The following is a 17,430-nucleotide window of genomic DNA, read 5'->3' on the forward strand; positions in this document are numbered from 1 at the left end:
TTGCGCAGCTCGGGAACCAGGCACAGTTCAGTGGTCGATTTGGTTACGGTTAGTAAATACTGCGGCCACCCCATCAAGTCTGTCGCGGTGACGGATGGAAGATTTGATACCCAGTCTGAAACGAGGTATCCCGCAAGTTCGGATGTCGTCAAAGCAAGTGGGGATGATGCGGACTGTCCTACAGCCCAGTATTGACCAACAGTGGTCATGCACTTTCCTTTCGTGGAGAAAACTCTGAGCTCAGCACCCACTATTGCTGGGTTGCTTCTTGTTGCAAGTTAGTAGGTCTCTAATGCTGCCTTTTTAGTGGCTAGCACGATCCCACACACCGGGTAGGTGCCCCAAACGGCCCGGGGTCATGCGTGGCCGCGCCAATCAATGTGGCTGCGAAGGCACCACGTGAATTAATAAGCTTTGAGAGAGAACAAGCGCGTACGCCAACAAGGAATTCACTAATGATTATAAATGCTCCCGCGCCTGTTGCGCTAATATTCTTTTTGGCATCATTGAATAATCATATAGTCAAAAAGGAAAAAGCCACTAGCAGGACGAGTGAATAGTGGCTTTTCCAATGGTCCTTGCGAGCCTACAAAGCAATCATTCAAGAAACTTATATGCTGTGACCGATGGCATGGTCCACACACTGCGTGCTGCACAAACCGAGACACGTTTCAGTGAGTCCATGGAGATGGCGAAGGACGCGCTACCGCAGGCGTTGCTAATAGACGGTCATAGTCCGTTGCTGCTATTGCACAGCGCGCTCAGCGAAGGGCTGCACGCAATGTCGGATGAGCAGTGTCTGGAATACGCGACTAGCGTCCGTGTTGTGCTAGCAGAGCTATCAGATCGCATGGCGCAGGTGCTCAAAGATGAGAAAGCGTTGAGCAGTGCCGTTTCCCATCTGCTGCACGCGAGGTCGAAGAAGTAGTGCGCTCCTGTTAGTGTGGCCCGCCATCAATCTCTCTGCGGACCTGCGGACCTCCAAGAAGAGGTCGTAGGTCGGGCCCCAAGACAAGACGATAACTCTGGTCTTTGTAGCTGCCAGCCAAAAAGATGCCGTGATGGCGGCCTAAGGGCAAAAAGCCATCCCGCTCGGCTTTCGCTCGGACGGCGGAATCCGGACCACGAATCGACGTCCGAATGTCCGACGAAGATGTCTGCGAATGACCTGCTTGGCGGGGTCGAGGCAGATTTACCCGCGATTCGCTCGCCGAAAAGCGGTCGTTAAGCACGGGCCCATCAGATCCCGAGCATGGAAGCTGGGCGACAACCTCGAACGGCCGTTCATGGCCCGGGTGCCGACTAACGCAATTGGCAACGCAGCACGCGATCCGGAACTGCCGTTGGTTAGCAGCCTTCGCCGATGTCTCTTGTCGGAATACTGCGGTCGCAGAAATACAGGGGCCCATCGCCAGGTCTCGCTCATCGTCACACGGGGTGCTAAATGGGTCGGTTGGACTAAAGAATGCAGGAAAAAAGCCGATAACACGATCTTCAACTAGCAACCTTGGCAACGATCATATGGCCCGCACTCATAGCTTCATGCCGCTCGTACGCCACGGGTAGAGCGCTCTGCCAACAACTGAGCCTCTGACTGCACACAGTCGCGGAAATCGTTTAGCCGATACAAATTAATATTAATAAAATGAAAAATCTTAAGATAAAGATCGAGCAGGTAAAAAACATTAAGTCAGCTGTAATCGAGTTTCCGCTGGAACAAAGTGTAAGCTTAATTGTTGGCAGCAATGGAAGCGGCAAGAGCACCATATTGCTGGCGCTTTCGCAAGCTATACGAAAGTCACTGAGATCACTCAATTCAGATGACTACAATAAATTTTCGAAAGTCGAAATTGGCCTTGACGGCAAAGTTGACGTGTGGTCCGGTGCGAATGACTGGGCAGACGTAGCGAATCGGGCAGTATCTCTCCGTGGGATGTATGAGGGAAGCCTGTTTTACGGAACTCGGTTCAATGACTCACGGACTGTAGATGGACTTCTTAAGTCGGGAGATATCGCGGCCGAAGATATCGTGGACGCTGACGACTACGTCAAGGAAAAATTGAGTCAAATTCTCACTGGCACGGCAAACAAATACAAAGATCTGAAGAGAATTAAAAACAGGTCAATCGCTCAAAGGCTGCGACTAACAAGCACGCCATATTTCAATTCCATCAATGGGAATTTGATTAGTCAGTATCGAATGAGTTCGGGAGAGTGCCTTCTGATCTCACTTCTGCATTTTCTGTACAATGCGATATTTCGACGCTCGCTTGCGAAAGACCAATTGATCTTAGTGTTGATCGACGAGATAGAACTCGCGTTACACCCAATCGCGGTGAGTAGATTTATAGATTTGATCAATGAGCTTGTCCATAACGCGCCGAACCTAATGGTGATATTGACATCGCATTCGCCCGAAGTGATTCGAAAAATTGAGCCGAAAAATATCTATAAAATCGAAAACAATGCGGGCATCGTTGATGTTGTTAATCCGGGGTATCCCAGCTACGTTATTCGAGACGTGTATCGACATGATGGCTTTGACTTTTTGCTGCTTGTCGAGGACATTTTGGCAAAGGTGCTAGTTGAAAAAATTCTAGAATCCAAGAATCTGGGTTCAAGCAAATTAGTAAACGTGGTGCCCGTCGGGGGATATGCGAACGTGCTCACGTTGCAGCGTGATCTCTTGCGAGGCAATGTTTTGGGTGTTGGTCGAGAAATTATAAGCATCCTCGACGGTGATGTAGCAGACAAAGTCTCTAACGAATTTGGCGACATGAAGAAATTGTTTTTGCCAATCAAGAGCGTTGAGAAGCTTCTATATTCCATCGTTATCGAGGGCGCCAATCCTGCTTTAAAGAAGATAATTAATGACAAATATTTTCAACTGGACTCCTTGGATTCCTTGGCTGCTGAACATAATCAGCAATACGGGGCGAGGGAAAAGGTAGAGCAGCCAGACAAGAAATTCTATTTTAGAATTCGTAAAAACCTCGAAAACCGTGGAATAGATGAACTGATGTTCGTTCAAAAATTATCGGATGACATCATTGGCGCGATTTCGTTCGAAAAATTTTCAAACAGTCTTGAGAGAATGCTGAAAAAATAAAGAAACTAACCCCTGGACTAGGGGCAGGAAGGACTGTAGGGCATGGCCGTGCCCCGATTGACTGCCCAGCAGCGGATCAAAGCGCCCTCCCGAACGTCGCACCCGTACGTCGGGCAACGGTCCCTTTCTGTCCGACTGCGCCCGACGGCGGGCGCTCCCAGTCGGTGACGCGTCCGTTCCTCCGTTAGATTGACACGCTGGAGAACGGGGCCCGGCGGCTCGACCGCAATATACGCGAGGCGCAGCAAGCTAGTGAGCACAAGTCGGCAGGTCCGGCCGGATCGAGCACACGTACGCCTGCTAGCCGTTGAGCTTGTCTAGTTCCCGCTGGTTATAACAGGCACGCCCGAAAGCGCAGGCATCGAGTACTAGTCAAGAAAACGGTGGCTTTCTAGACACATCCAAAACGCGTATTCGAGCATAGCGAAATCTTGTCTGACGAGTTAACATTCGCGTCAAGTTTTCAATGTCTCGATTGAGCCAATGAATCAACGGATCGGCTATGCGCGTGTGTCCACAGAGGACCAACACCTAGACCTGCAGCGGGATGCGCTTCAGCAGGCAGGATGCTGCGTTATCTATGCGGAAGCGGTTAGCGGTAAAGGCGCCGCGCGCCCGGAGCTCGATCAGTGTCGAAAAGCACTGCGAAGCGGTGACACGCTGGTCGTCTGGCGGTTGGATCGGCTCGGCCGCAGTCTGCAAGACCTGGTCCAGATTGTGGCCGATCTAGAACGCGGAGGGATCAAGTTCGAGAGCTTGACTGAAAAGATCGAGACGGTGAGTGCTGCTGGCAAGCTCGTATTTCATGTCTTCGCGGCCCTCGCGGAGTTCGAACGCAGTCTGATCCGTGAGCGAACCCAAGCCGGCTTGGCAGCAGCGCGTGCCAGAGGTCGTTCAGGTGGCCGAAAGCCGAAACTTGGGGAGAAGCAGCTTAGGGAGATTAAGGCGCTCTTGCGGGACCCAGATATCCAAGTGGCAGAGGTGGCGCGGCGTTACGGTGTTTCCCGCACGACTCTTTACAAACACGTTGGGGTCATCGCCCCGCGCCACCCTTGAGAGCTGCCTGCGTTGGAGCATAGCCGGGAACAATAGAAATGCTGCCTGGGAGATCAGATTGAGCATTGGGGAAAGAATTCTTCGCCGCAACCGACGAAATAAGAGGCGCGATCGATGCGCGCGAATGCAAGCACATCTTGCTTAGACTGCTGATCTTGCGATATGCGTCTGAAACGTTTGTGAGGCGGCGTGAACGACTGCCAAGGAGCTCGACGCTTGTTGGAGCCGCGACGAATACGTCCAAGAACACTTACTTGTTCCGCTCTTCGCGAGCTGGTCCGCTCCGCTGCCCCGTCAAGGTGATACATCCTCGGTCCGGTTGCTTGTTATTCCGACCTAGCAAAACGTGTCGCTACTTCTGGGCGCCATGCTGCAGCTACGACTGATACGCAGCTGGGATTCAACGATTCGCCTAATCCTAAAAATCCGAGTCGGTTGGTGCGGCCCACTCAAAAGCGGTTTGAATGGCACTCTTATTCGCGCAACAGTTGTCATGGGATGTCATGACTGGGGGAAACTAGATGAATGTTTTTGACCTCGATGCGGAGCTGTTGAGCCGTTACGAAGCATTCGCTCGTTCGTTCACTATGATCCGGGCGCAGGATATTCGCACGCAAGTAGAGGCAATCTATCGCAGTGGGAAGTTCTGGCCTGAGCCGTTGATCGGGGTGAATCCGCATTTCGAGCGTGGCCGCTCGCTGGTGGACCTTGCGCAAGAGGGTGTCATCGACCCCGACTTGCCCAAGGTCTTTGCGTTCGGCGCAGATCGCTCGGCGATCAGCCTGCACCGCCATCAGGACCAGTCGCTGTCGAAGGCGCTGCAGAAGCGCAACTACATCGTTACCACTGGCACTGGCTCGGGCAAGTCGCTGTGCTTCTTCGTGCCAATCATCAATCGCATTCTGAAGGCCAAGCGCGCGGGTGCGGTGCCGCGCACCCGCGCAATCGTGATCTATCCGATGAACGCGCTGGCCAATTCCCAGCGCGAAGAACTGGAGAAATTCATCGAAGACTGCGGCCTCGAGCCGCATCTGAAACCAACCTTCGAACGGTACACCGGTCAGGAGAGCGACGCCGAGCGCAAACGTATCGCGGCGGCCAAGCCCGACATTATCCTCACCAACTTCATGATGCTCGAACTGCTGATGACGCGGCAGGATGGGCTTGACCAAGAAGTTGTCGCTAACATGGATGGGCTGGAGTTCCTTGTGTTGGACGAACTGCATACCTACCGCGGGCGGCAGGGGGCCGACGTCGCGATGCTGGTGCGGCGTGTGCGCGAGCGTCTTGGCACGCAGGACATGCTGTGCATCGGCACGTCGGCGACTATGGCCTCGGGTGATGTGGATGCCGGGCGCAGGGCCGTGGCGAAGGTAGGCACTACGCTGTTCGGCAGCACGGTACTTGAGGATGACGTAATTACAGAGAGCCTGTCGCGCTGCACGCAGGGAGTGTGGCAGCCAGAGGCGCTCAAGGCAGCGGTGCTCCAGCCCGAGCCGGTTCCGACCGACCATGAGATGTTCCGCCGCGATCCGCTCGCGGTGTGGATCGAGATGAACATCGGCCTTGACGAGGAAGAAGCCCGTCGCCGTCGCAAGCCACAGACGCTAACTGATGCGGCGACGACGCTCGCGGCCCACACTGACCTCGACGCCGCGCTATGCCGCAAGGCGCTCGAAGTGCGGCTCGTCGCTATGAGCGAGTGCATTAACGAGCGTGACCAGGCGTTCATGGCGTTCAAACTGCACCGATTTCTTTCAGGCGCGGGGCATGCCCATGCCACGCTCCAGCCCGCAGGAACGCGCCGCGTCGCGCTGGCGGCCGAGAAGTACGACCGCGAGGATCGCGAGGCGCGCCTCTACCCGGTCTTCTTCTGTCGCGAGTGCGGGCATGAGGCGCACTCGGTCTCGATCGACGACGAGGGCACGGTGGTCGCGCGCCCCATCGACCAGACTGCTATCGATGGGGTCGATAGCAAGGGATGGCAACACGGCTTCTTAGTGCCTGACGCCGACGGTGCGCTAGCTTTCACCGGCAAGCCAGAAGATTACCCAGACGACTGGCTGGAGCTGACAAAGTCTGGCGATCCGCGCCTCAAGTCCAATCATCGCGGCAAGCACGACGGGCGGATGATGATGCTCGGCGCAGATGGATGTGGTGACATGGACGGTGTGCGGGCCTGGTTCTTCCCGGGCAAGTTCCGCTTTTGCCCGCATTGTCGCAACCAGCCCCCGCCGCAGGCTCGTGACATCAACAAGCTAGCGGGTCTCTCAGCAGAGGGGCGTAGTTCGGCGACGACACTCATCACCACCGCCGCACTCGACTGGATGGAGCGCGGAAAAGTTCCGACCGACAAGGCGCGACGCAAGCTACTTGGCTTTACCGACAACCGGCAGGACGCCGCGCTGCAGTCTGGCCATTTCAACGACTTCATCTTCGTCACCCTGCTGCGCGGGGCGATGCTACGCGCGGTGCGCGCCGCAGGGGACGAGGGGCTGGGGCACGAGCAGTTCGGCGATGCACTACGCCGTGCGCTCGGCTTCAACCCCGAGGACAAGGGCCGTCGCTCGGCCTGGATGCTGGACGAGAACCCCAAGGGCTTCGCCGCGCTCGATGAGGCGAAGACCTCGATCAACCGTGTGCTCGCCCATCGACTGTGGAACGATCTAAGGCGGGGCTGGCGCTTCACCAACCCCAACCTTGACCAGCTCGACCTCATCCGCGTCGACTATCCTGGCGTCACGCTTTTGGCGGAGGACGAGGAGAGCTGTGGGGGTAAGGATCAGGAGAGCCTGACGGACGCGCAGCGCCGGGGCTTCGCGATTTTTTCGGCGATCTCAGCAAAGACGCGCCGGGCGATGTTCCGCGACCTGTTCGATACCATGCGCCAGGGATTAGCGGTGGCCGTCGATGCGCTCGATCCGGTCGAGCTGGAGCAGGTCGGCCAGAAGTCGCGAAGTCTGCTCAAAGATCCTTGGGCGATCAGCACCGAGGAGCAGTACAAAGACCTTAATTTCCTGAACACGCTGGTGATCGGTGTGCATGCCGGAAAGAATGAACGTGTGTTGCGAGTCTCAGGACGAGGCGGGCTGGCGCGCAGATTGGTCAAGATGGCAGGCGTGAACATTCCCCTCGCCGACCGCGAGCTATTGCTGGAGGCGATGCTGGCGGCAGCCGCGAAACATCAGGTGGTCCGCCAGTTCTCGGTGGGGCTGCTGACGGGCTGGCGGCTTGCGCCCGGTGCGGTGCGGCTCAGGCCGGGCGAGGGCAAGCCGGAGAATGACAGGGGCAACGTATTCTTTGCGGGTCTCTATTCTGACGTCGCGGCGCGGCTCGGCTCGCCCGGCGACCTGCCTATGGCCTTTGAGGCGCGAGAACATACCGCGCAGGTCGACTCGCTGTTGCGCGAACTGCGTGAATGTCGCTTTCGTTTCGGCGCGAATGACAAGGCCCGCATGGCCGAGATGGCGGGCGAGGCACGCGTGATCAACGAGAAGCGCGATTTCCTGCCATTGCTCTATTGCTCGCCGACGATGGAGCTGGGCGTCGACATCTCGCAGCTCAACGTCGTCTATATGCGCAATGCTCCTCCGACGCCCGCCAATTACGCTCAACGTGCTGGCCGCGCGGGGCGCAGCGGGCAGGCGGCACTAGTCGTCACATATTGCGCGGCGCAGAGCCCGCATGATCAATATTATTTCGAGCGGCGAATCGATCTCGTCGCTGGGATCGTAAAGGCGCCTGCGATCGACCTTGTCAACGCCGACCTGCTTTCTGCGCACGTCCATGCGGAGTGGCTGGCGGCGGCGAGGGAGTCGCTAGGCAAATCGATCCCCGACAACCTCGACATGGACGTCGAGGGCCTGCCGGTAAAAGCCGCCATCCTCGCCGCCTTCGCCACAGCGACGGCGGACACGGAGGTGCAGGCGCGCGCAGGGCGCATCGTCGCCTCGGCCCTACCTGCCGCGGGCGCGTCGCAGATCGGCGACCCCGTCGAGTTCGTCGCTGCTTTGTGGGGCGAAAGCGCAAAGGAATTCGACGCCGCATTCCGACGCTGGCGCGAACTCTACCGCTCTGCCTGCCAGGACCGAGACGAGGCGCATCGCATTGGTCAGCGTACCGGCATCGGCGCACAGGAGCGGCGCGAAGCGCGGGCGCGGTATGTGGGCGCAGACAAGCAGGTAGAACTGCTAGCGACGGGCGTGTCCTCACAAAGCTCAGATTTCTACGTCTACCGCTATCTGGCGACCGAAGGCTTCCTGCCGGGCTACAACTTCCCGCGCTTGCCACTCTACGCCTTCATCGATGCTGACAAGTCCTCCACTGTGCTGCAGCGTCCGCGCTTCCTAGCGATTGCGGAGTTCGGGCCTAACAGCCTCGTCTACCACGAGGGCAAGGCCTATCGTTGCAATCGCGCCAAGTTGCCTGCTGGATCACGCACCGAGGGCAACATGCTGGTGACGCGCACCATGAAGTGCTGCCAGTCATGCGGTGCTGCGCACGAGAGCGAGACCCAAGAACGCTGCGCGGTGTGCAACGATGTGCTGACCGATGAAGGGAGGCTTTCCAAGCTCTACCGCATCGAAAACGTCGACGCCGTGCCGGGGGCGCGGATCACCGCCAACGACGAGGACCGCCAGCGGCGCGGCTTCGAATTGCGTACGATCTTCGAGTGGGATCCCCGGCGGCAGGAAGACCTGCTGCTCAAGGCCGACGTAAGCCCGCTGGCGGTGCTGTGCTACGGCCCGCAGACGAAACTCTCCCGCGTCAATTTAGGCCTGCGGCGGCGCAAGGAGAAGGCGCATACGGGCTTCGACATCGATACGCTGACCGGTCGCTGGCTCAAGGACCCCGATGCGGACGACGATCAGGACGAAGACCCCAAGGCCGCCCGTCGCCAATCAATTGTGCCCGTGGTGGAGGACACCAAGAACGCCCTGCTGGTGCGCTTCGATCAGGGCCTTGACCTCTCCACCGCGCAGCTGGCGACGCTCCAGCACGCGCTGATCCGCGCGATCGAGGCCGAGCATGTGCTGGAGACGGGCGAATTGCTTGGCGAGCCGCTGCCCACGCGCGAGGATCGCAAGGCGATCCTGCTCTATGAGGCTACCGAAGGGGGAGCGGGCGTACTTAAGCGGCTGATGGATGGCCCAGAACGCTGGCAGCGCATCGCCGAGGTGGCGCTGGACCTGATGCACCTTGAACGAAGTGAGGATGGTCATCTGCACGATACCGACGATGCCTGCGTCGCCGGGTGCTACCGCTGCCTGTTGTCCTACTACAACCAGCCCGACCACGAGATGATCGACCGCGAGGACGAGAGGGTTCGCGACGTGATCGAGCGCATGGCGCGGTGCGAGCGCGACCGTCCGGCTACTGCTGCGGCGAACCGCGACGATCCTTGGCTGGCGGCGCTTGCCATCTGGAACGCTCCCGCACCACGATCCGAAATCCTCGCCGGTGCCACCTGGCCGCTGTGCTGGCCAGACCTGCTGGTCATGGCCGTCGCCGGAACTCCGCCGACTGAACTCGTCGCGCGTTGCGCGGCGATCGGGCGCGACCTCATCGAACTGCCGGAACTTCCCGGCAAAACCATGCCCCCCGCGTTGGCGGCAGCGCTTGGAGTGCCTGCATGAATTCCGCTCTTTCGACCGGCCATTTTCAGACCGGCGACCTCGTGAAGGCCCGCGACCGTGAGTGGATAGTGCTCGGCCAACCAGGCGAGGGGCTGATGCGGGTCCGCCCACTGTCCGGTTCGGAGGAGGATGCCATCGTCATCGCCACCGCGCTGGAGCGAACCCCGGTCCAGCCTGCGACTTTCGACCCTCCGAGCCCCGACCAACTCGATACGCAGGACGCGGCGCGAATGCTGGCCGACGCGCTGCGCCTCTCGCTGCGGCGCGGAGCGGGGCCATTCCGCAGTGCCGCGCATCTCGGCGTCGAACCGCGTGCCTATCAGTTGGTTCCGTTGCTCATGGCGATGCGCCTTGAAGTGAAGCGCCTGTTGATCGCCGACGACGTGGGCATCGGAAAGACGATAGAGGCAGGCATGATCCTGCGCGAGATGCTCGACCGCAGTGAGATCGACCGCTTCACCGTCCTGTGTCCGCCGCAGCTCGTCGATCAGTGGGTCGGTGAACTGGCCGAAAAGTTCGACATAGACGCCGTTGCAGTTACTTCTGGCCGCGCTCGCTCGCTGGAGCGGGGCCTCGCACCGGGCGATACCATTTTCGCGGTGCATCCCTTCACCGTCGTTAGCCTCGACTACATCAAGGCCGATAGCCGCCGCGCCAGTTTTGCTCAGACATGCCCTGATTTTGTCATCGTCGATGAGGCGCATACCTGTGTGGGTGGCAACCAGAACGGCACGCACCAGCGCTTCGCCGTCCTGGAAACGCTGGCAGAGAAGACCGGGCGGCACCTTCTCTTGCTTACCGCCACCCCCCACAGCGGCAACCAGGACGCTTATGCTCGCCTGCTCAGCCTTTTGCATTCTGATCTTAAGGGCGGTCCCGATGCGCCGGACGCGAATGCCGTCGAGCGTTACCGCCGCCGTCTGGCCCAGCACTTCGTTCAGCGCCGCCGCCCCGACATCGCTGATAAATGGGGGGAGACCCGCGCCTTTGCCACCCGGATGAAGAAGGACGCGCCCTATGCACTCACCGGCGACTTCCAGAACTTCCAGGAAGACGTCCTGGATTACTGTGTCGGCGTCGCCACTCGCGTCAATGGTGAGAAGGCGCGGCGCCTAGCCTTCTGGGGCACACTTGCGCTTATGCGCTGCGTCGGCTCGTCACCCGCGGCCGCGCTGAGCGCGCTGCGCAATCGGCTAGGCGGCAAAGCGGAGCAGGACGCGCTCGAACCTATTCTGTTCGACAGCGATGAGGGCGATTTTGCCGATACCGATCTCGAACCCGCTACCGCCCTCGATATCGAGGAAGCCGCTGAATTGCGAGCCCTGATAACCCAGGCGGAAAAACTGGTCGCCAACTTTGAAAAGGATCCCAAGCTGCGCGAGCTAATCAGCTGGGTCACCAACGTGATGGCGGAAAAGGGCGCACGCCCAGTTGTCTTCTGTCGCTTTATCAACACGGCCGAGGCCGTCGGCGCCGCACTGCAGGCGGCATTTAAGAAGCATAAGGTCGAAGTCGTCACCGGCCGCCTCACCCCCGAAGAGCGTCGCCTGCGCGTGGAGGCCCTAGAGGACTACACCGATCGTATCCTTGTCGCTACCGATTGCCTATCCGAGGGTATCAACCTGCAGTCGCTGTTCAACGCAGTGGTCCACTACGACCTCAACTGGAATCCTACCCGCCACCAACAGCGCGATGGACGCGTCGACCGCTTTGGCCAGCAGGCGCCGGAAGTTTGGTCGCTGATGATGTTTGGCGAGAACTCGATCATTGATGGCGCCGTCATCAAGGTCATCAAGAATAAGATGGAGCGCATCCAGAAGGAAACCGGGGTCGTCGTTCCGGTGCCCGAGGATTCCGCCAGCGTTTCGAACGCGCTGATGCAGGCCATGCTTCTGCATTCCAGCAGGCCCCGTGCGCAAGGCATATTTGACTTTGGCGACGCTGCCGCAACGCTAGACGGCCAATGGAAGAACGCTGAGGAAGACGCCCGCCGCAGCCAAACGCGCTATGCGCAGTCTGCGCTTAAGCCTGAGGAGGTCCTCCCCGAATGGCACCGCCTGCGCGCCCTGCTAGGCGGGCCGGAGGAAGTGCGCCGCTTCACTCGTCGCGCGCTGTTACGCATCGACAAGCCGCTCGGCGAGCAAGGCGCGTACTGGAGGGTGCACTACGACGACATGCCCCAGCAGCTGCGCGAGCGGTTAGCAGCGCGCAGGCTCACCGGCACCCGCACGATCAGCTTCGAGGACAACTTGACGCCCGAGGTCACCCATGTCGGCCGCACCCACCCGCTCGTTGCGCTGCTCGCGGAGACGATGGCTGAGGGCGCGCTAGATCCCGTCTCGGTCGAGGGCAACGCCGCGCTTGGCCGCGCTGGGGCCTGGCGCACGCGCGCGGTGAATACGCTAACCACCGTCCTGCTCCTGCGCCTGCGCTTCAAGCTAACCACCAGTGGCCGCCGCACCCTATTGGCTGAGGAAGCCACCGCGCTCGCCTTCGGCCCCGCCGGCACTGAAGCATCTGTGCTCGGCGCGGATGCGCTCGCGCTACTGGAGGTCGACGCCAGCGGCAATATCGAGCCTTCTGTTATCGCTCGCCAGATTGACGCGGCGCGTGCCCGTCTGGGCGGTTATCAACCCGCCATCGCTGCCTACGCCAGGACGCGCGCAGCCCAATTATCAGAGGATCACGACCGCATGAAGGCTGCAACTCGTGGCGAAGGCACCACGACCGAAGTGGATCCCGTATTGCCTGCCGACGTCATCGGCCTCTATGTCCTCGTGCCGGAGGCGAACTGATGGCTCGAGTTTCCCGTGCCGCCGAGCTTGGCCTTGACGCCGTCACTATCGAGGGCGGCTTGATCGCGCCGGAACAGGTACAGAAGATCGCGGCTGCCCCCGCCACGCCCAAGCTCGCCGCCAGCTATGACTGTCCGCGCGGCACAAGCCTGAACGATGAGATCGCGCGCTACTTTCGTATCGGCCAGGCGCTATGGTCAGACTACGTCAGGATTGAGCACAAGACCGTCACGCACACCGCTCAGTTTGTGCACGAGCTGCTTTCGCAGTGCTTTGGCTTCGACGATCTTGTGGGCCCTATCGAGCACACCGATGCAAATCGCCGCTACCGCCTCGCCTGGGAGGCGAAGCAGGGCCGCGTTCCCGTCGTCGTGGCCGCGCCTGCCGTGGGACGTGAGGCGTTCAACCTATCCGCGCCCGAGTTCGGCGACGGCGCGGGTGGTAGCCGCCTCAAGCGCAGCCCTGTCTCGCTGCAGCAGGACTGGCTCAACAGTGCCGATCAGGCACTGTGGGGTATCGTTTTCGCGGGCGACAAGGTGCGCCTGATGCGGGACAACGCCAGCCTGACCCGTCCGGCCTGGATTGAGGCAGACTTAGGTGCAATCTTTAGCGGCGAGATGATCGTCGACTTCACTGCATGGTGGCTGCTCACCCACGCGAGTCGCTTCGGCGCGGCGGGCGCACCGCCGTCCGATTGCGCGCTGGAAGAATGGCGCACCGAAGGGCTCAAACAGGGCGAGACCGCTCGCGCGGACCTTTACAGGAACGTGCGGCAGGCTCTCGCTGAACTCGGCCAGGGCGCCGTCGAGGCCAACCCTGACTTGCGGAAGACGCTTGTCGACCACGCCGGGCTGACTGCGTTCTTTGAAGAACTGCTGCGCACTGCCTATCGCCTGATCTTCCTCGCTGTGGCGGAGGACCGCGAACTGCTCCACCCCGGTCGCGTCAGCCAGGAGTCGCGAGCTCTGTATCGCGACAGCTATTCCTTCGGCTTTTGGCGCGAGCGCGCGCGTCGTCGAGTGGCGCGTGACACGCATCACGATGCGTGGGAGGCGATGAAGATTACCCTTTCCAGCCTGGAAAAAGGGCAGGATGTGCTTGGCCTTCCGGCGCTGGGCGGCTTGTTCGCCGCCGACGCGACGCCAATTATGAACGGCGCAAAGATTAGCAACCGGCGCTTCTTGACAGCGCTCTTCCACCTCGGCTTCATTACACGCGGCGGGGCGACGCATCGCATTAACTGGCGCGATCTCAAGACCGAGGAGCTCGGCAGTGTCTACGAAGGCCTGCTGGAAATCACCCCGCAGCTGGGCGCCAATGACGTCTTCGACCTCAACGACAGCGCGCGCGGCAACGCCCGAAAGACCAGCGGCAGCTATTACACGCCCGACAGCCTGGTCGAGACGCTGCTCGACGGCGCGCTCGATCCGGTGCTGCGCAAGGCGGAGGACGAAGCCGACACCCTCGAGCGCAAGGTTGCAGCGATCCTCGATCTCAGGGTGATCGACCCGGCCTGCGGATCGGGCCACTTCCTGCTTGGGGCCGCCCGCCGCATGGCCGATCGCGTGGCGAGACTGCGTAACGAGGACGCCGGCAAGGAGGAGACGCAGGCGGCGCTCCGCGACGTCGTCGGCCGCTGCATCCACGGGGTCGACCGCAACCCGATGGCCGTGGAACTCGCCAAGGTGGCGCTGTGGATCGAGAGCGTTTCTCCTGGCAAACCGCTCGGCTTCCTGGACGGCAACATCCGCTGCGGTGACGCGCTGCTGGGGGTGTTCGACCTAGACGCGTTGGAACAGGGAATTCCCGACGAGGCGTACAAGCCGCTGACCGGCGACAGAAAAGACGCAGCGAAATTCTTCCTGCAGGCTAATCGTGACGCCAAGGCTGGGCAAGGCGCGTTCGACTTTGCGGGCGGCGGCGGGGCCATGCCGCCGGCCAAGCTAGCGGCCAATCTGAACTTGATCCGCAGGATGCCCGAAGACACCGTCGGACAGGTCGAGAAGAAGCGCGAAGCTTACGCGGCGTGGCGCCGCGATCCGGCGCGCTGGGCAACCCAAGTCGCCTGCGACCTCTACGTCGCGGCCTTCCTCCTGCCCAAGACCGAGGTACCCGCCAGCAACGTTGAGGGGGTGGTGCCAACGACTGCCGACGTGCGCAAGCGGCTTGGTGGCGGGCAGGTCTATGCGCAGTTGGAGGCCGCTACCGCGGAGGTAGCCGAAGCCGCGCGCCTGCTGCACTGGCCGCTCGCCTTTCCGGACGTGATGATCGAGCGCGGCGGCTTCGACGTGCTACTTGGCAATCCGCCATGGGAGCGGATCAAGCTGCAAGAGCAGGAGTTCTTCGCGGGCACCCCGGTCGCGGAGGCCGTTAACGCGGCCGCGCGTAGCCGTCTGATCCGCGAATGGGCGGGCAAGGAGCAGGGTAGCTACGAACGCAGTTGGATCGACCGCTTCGAGACCGCCAAGCGCCTCGCCGAAGCATCGGGTGTGTTCTTCACCTCGCCTAAGGACGAAGACCCGACCAAGCTGCCGACAGGCATCAAACCCGCTTCGACCCGTCGCTATCCCTGGACAGGGCGCGGCGATGTAAATACCTATGCGTTATTCGCCGAGCACTTCTTGAACCTGACGCGCGAAGGCGGCCGCGCAGGGGTCATCGTGCAAGCCGGGCTTACGACGGACGCAACGGCTGCGCCATTCTTTAGCCATTTGGTGCGGTCGAATCTTTTGATTTCTGCTCTCGGGTTCGACAATGCTCGCCGCTTATTTCCCTCAGTGCATCCAGATACCCCCTTTGTGCTGCTAACCATGGGACGATCCTTTGAGCCGATACGGTTCACGTCCTATATTCTTGCAACTGACGAGTTGGAGGATGGACGTCGTCATTACAGGCTGAGCTCGGATGAGATCGCTAGGATAAATCCGAACACGAAGACCGCCCCGGTGTTCCGCTCACGCCGCGACGCAGAATTGACCGCGAGCATCTATAACCGCGTGCCGGTGCTATTCGAGGAAGGGCGCAAAGGAGGGAACCCGTGGGATGCCTCCTTTTTCACACGTATCTGGCACATGGCAGAAGATGCGGAATGGTTCCGCGACGAGCTCTTTTTTACGCAAGAAGGGTATGTGCGGGAGGGAATGGATTGGGTTCGGGAAGGTGCAGCACGTTACGTTCCTCTCTACGAAGCCAAACTAATACATCAGTTCAATCACCGCTGGGCAACATATGACCGAGGGACCAGCCGTGACTTCGAGCCCGCCGAGAGGAACAACAGCAGCTTGGAGCCGACTCCTCGCTATTGGGTGCCATCTGACGAGGTCTCAAGCAGATTGCGCGCTCAGGGATGGGATAAAGCATGGCTTCTAGGGTGGCGAAAGATCACCAATGCGACTAACGAGCGTACTCTGATTTCGGCGGTCTTTCCGAGAGCAGGGGCGAGTGATTCCTTGCCGCTGGCGCTACCGAACACAGAGACACGAACAGCGTGTGGCCTTATCGGAAACTTCGGAAGTCTAGTCACTGACTACGTTGAGCGATGCAAGCTCGGCGGTACAAACCTGACATTTCAATACCTTTTTCAGCTTCCTATTCTTCCCCCGTCCGCCTATTCCGAGCTCGACTTCGACTTCATTGTCCCGCGCGTGCTGGAGTTGACGTACACCAGCTATTCCATGGCCCCCTTCGCACGCGACCTCGGCTATGAGGGCGCGCCTTTCGCTTGGGACGACGTTCGTCGCGCGCAGCTGCGGGCCGAGCTCGACGCCTGGTACGCGTTCGCCTACGGTTTAGCACGCGACGAGCTGCGCTACGTCCTCGATCCCGCAGACGTCATGGGGCCGGATTACCCCAGCGAGACCTTCCGCGTTCTCAAGTCCACCGAGGAGCGCAAGTTCGGCGAATACCGAACCCGCCGCCTCGTCCTCAGCGCCTACGACGCGCTTTTCGCTAAGGGCCTGCGGCCGCGACTGGAGGTCTATCGATGACCTCCACCGTCCTGCGCCGTTCCGTCCCCCACCCAATTCTACGCACCGAGCTTGAACAGGCCGCGTGGAATCACGGTTATCGCCGTGCGAACGGTGAGGCGGATGGGTGGCTGTGGTTCCGCTCGGATGAGGGCGTGCCCGGTGAGGTAGCGCTTGCCTGCGGTGCTTCCGATGACGGCGCGCCGTGGTTCCTCGCGGTGGAGCATGCCGGTGTGGCGCAAGTCCTCGCTTCCGAACTGCCTGAGGCGGTTTCTGGCCCAGCCCCCCCGCCGTGTAAGAGCGCCTTCGCTTTCGCGCTGCAGGCGGACATGCGCCGGGCACTCAGTCGCGCCTTCCAACTTGCGCGCAGTCTGCCGACGTTCCCCTTCACCCAGTTCGAGGCCGAGGTCGCGGGGCTGGGTGATACGGAGATCGATCGCATCGTGCGCCAGCGAGTGGGACAAGGCTTGTTCCGCGCCGCGCTGATCGATTATTGGGGCGCTTGCCCGCTCACCGGCGTCACCGAACCGGCGCTTTTGCGCGCCAGCCATATCGTCCCTTGGGCCGAATGCGCGAGTGATGCCGAGCGGCTCAACGTGTTCAACGGGCTCCTCCTGTGCGCTCACTGGGACGCCGCCTTCGACGCGGGGCTGGTGAGTTTTACCGATGATGGCGCGGTGCTGGCCAAGCCGGGCCTCAGCGCTAAGGCCAAGATAGCTCTGAGTCTTCCCAACGTGCCTTCGCTCCATCTCGAGAGCCCGCACCGTTCACGAATGGCACGCCATCGCGAGAAATTTGGCTTCGAATAGGCAGAGGCCCGAATCGCGGACAAGAAGTGGCTGGGCGGTGAGCCCTCGTGCAAGCATTTG

The 17,430-nt window shown here is 60.4% G+C and carries 7 protein-coding genes; all 7 read left to right on the forward strand.

The window, feature by feature from the left end:
* Positions 1 to 1,645: 1,645 nt before the first annotated feature.
* The 7 genes from NCS67_RS13430 to NCS67_RS13455 all read left to right on the forward strand — a co-directional run bounded on the left by NCS67_RS13430 (position 1,646) and on the right by NCS67_RS13455 (position 17,370).
* Positions 1,646 to 3,109: an ATP-dependent nuclease gene (locus NCS67_RS13430; RefSeq protein ID WP_250435392.1), complete on the forward strand. Its 1,464-nt coding sequence runs from the start codon at positions 1,646 to 1,648 to the stop codon at positions 3,107 to 3,109.
* A gap of 483 nt (positions 3,110 to 3,592) precedes the next feature.
* Positions 3,593 to 4,165, forward strand: a complete 573-nt coding sequence (locus NCS67_RS13435; protein WP_250435393.1) for a recombinase family protein — start codon at positions 3,593 to 3,595, stop codon at positions 4,163 to 4,165.
* A gap of 65 nt (positions 4,166 to 4,230) precedes the next feature.
* Complete coding sequence (locus tag NCS67_RS32020) at positions 4,231 to 4,551, forward strand: type I restriction-modification system subunit M N-terminal domain-containing protein (RefSeq protein ID WP_350029134.1); 321 nt, start codon at positions 4,231 to 4,233, stop codon at positions 4,549 to 4,551.
* Positions 4,552 to 4,686: 135 nt separating this feature from the next.
* On the forward strand, positions 4,687 to 9,801 hold the full coding sequence (locus tag NCS67_RS13440) for a DEAD/DEAH box helicase family protein (protein ID WP_250435394.1): 5,115 nt from the start codon (positions 4,687 to 4,689) through the stop codon (positions 9,799 to 9,801).
* On the forward strand, positions 9,798 to 12,596 hold the full coding sequence (locus tag NCS67_RS13445) for a DEAD/DEAH box helicase (RefSeq protein WP_250435395.1): 2,799 nt from the start codon (positions 9,798 to 9,800) through the stop codon (positions 12,594 to 12,596). Before NCS67_RS13440 ends, NCS67_RS13445 begins: the two co-directional genes overlap by 4 nt.
* Complete coding sequence (locus tag NCS67_RS13450) at positions 12,596 to 16,582, forward strand: Eco57I restriction-modification methylase domain-containing protein (protein ID WP_250435396.1); 3,987 nt, start codon at positions 12,596 to 12,598, stop codon at positions 16,580 to 16,582. Before NCS67_RS13445 ends, NCS67_RS13450 begins: the two co-directional genes overlap by 1 nt.
* Positions 16,579 to 17,370 (forward strand): HNH endonuclease, encoded by a 792-nt coding sequence (locus NCS67_RS13455; protein WP_250435398.1) that lies wholly within the window; start codon positions 16,579 to 16,581, stop codon positions 17,368 to 17,370. The genes NCS67_RS13450 and NCS67_RS13455 overlap by 4 nt, the downstream gene beginning before the upstream one ends.
* The last annotated feature ends 60 nt before the right edge of the window (positions 17,371 to 17,430 follow it).

The organism is Caballeronia sp. ATUFL_F2_KS9A, assembly GCF_023630765.1.
GTDB lineage: Bacteria > Pseudomonadota > Gammaproteobacteria > Burkholderiales > Burkholderiaceae > Caballeronia > Caballeronia zhejiangensis.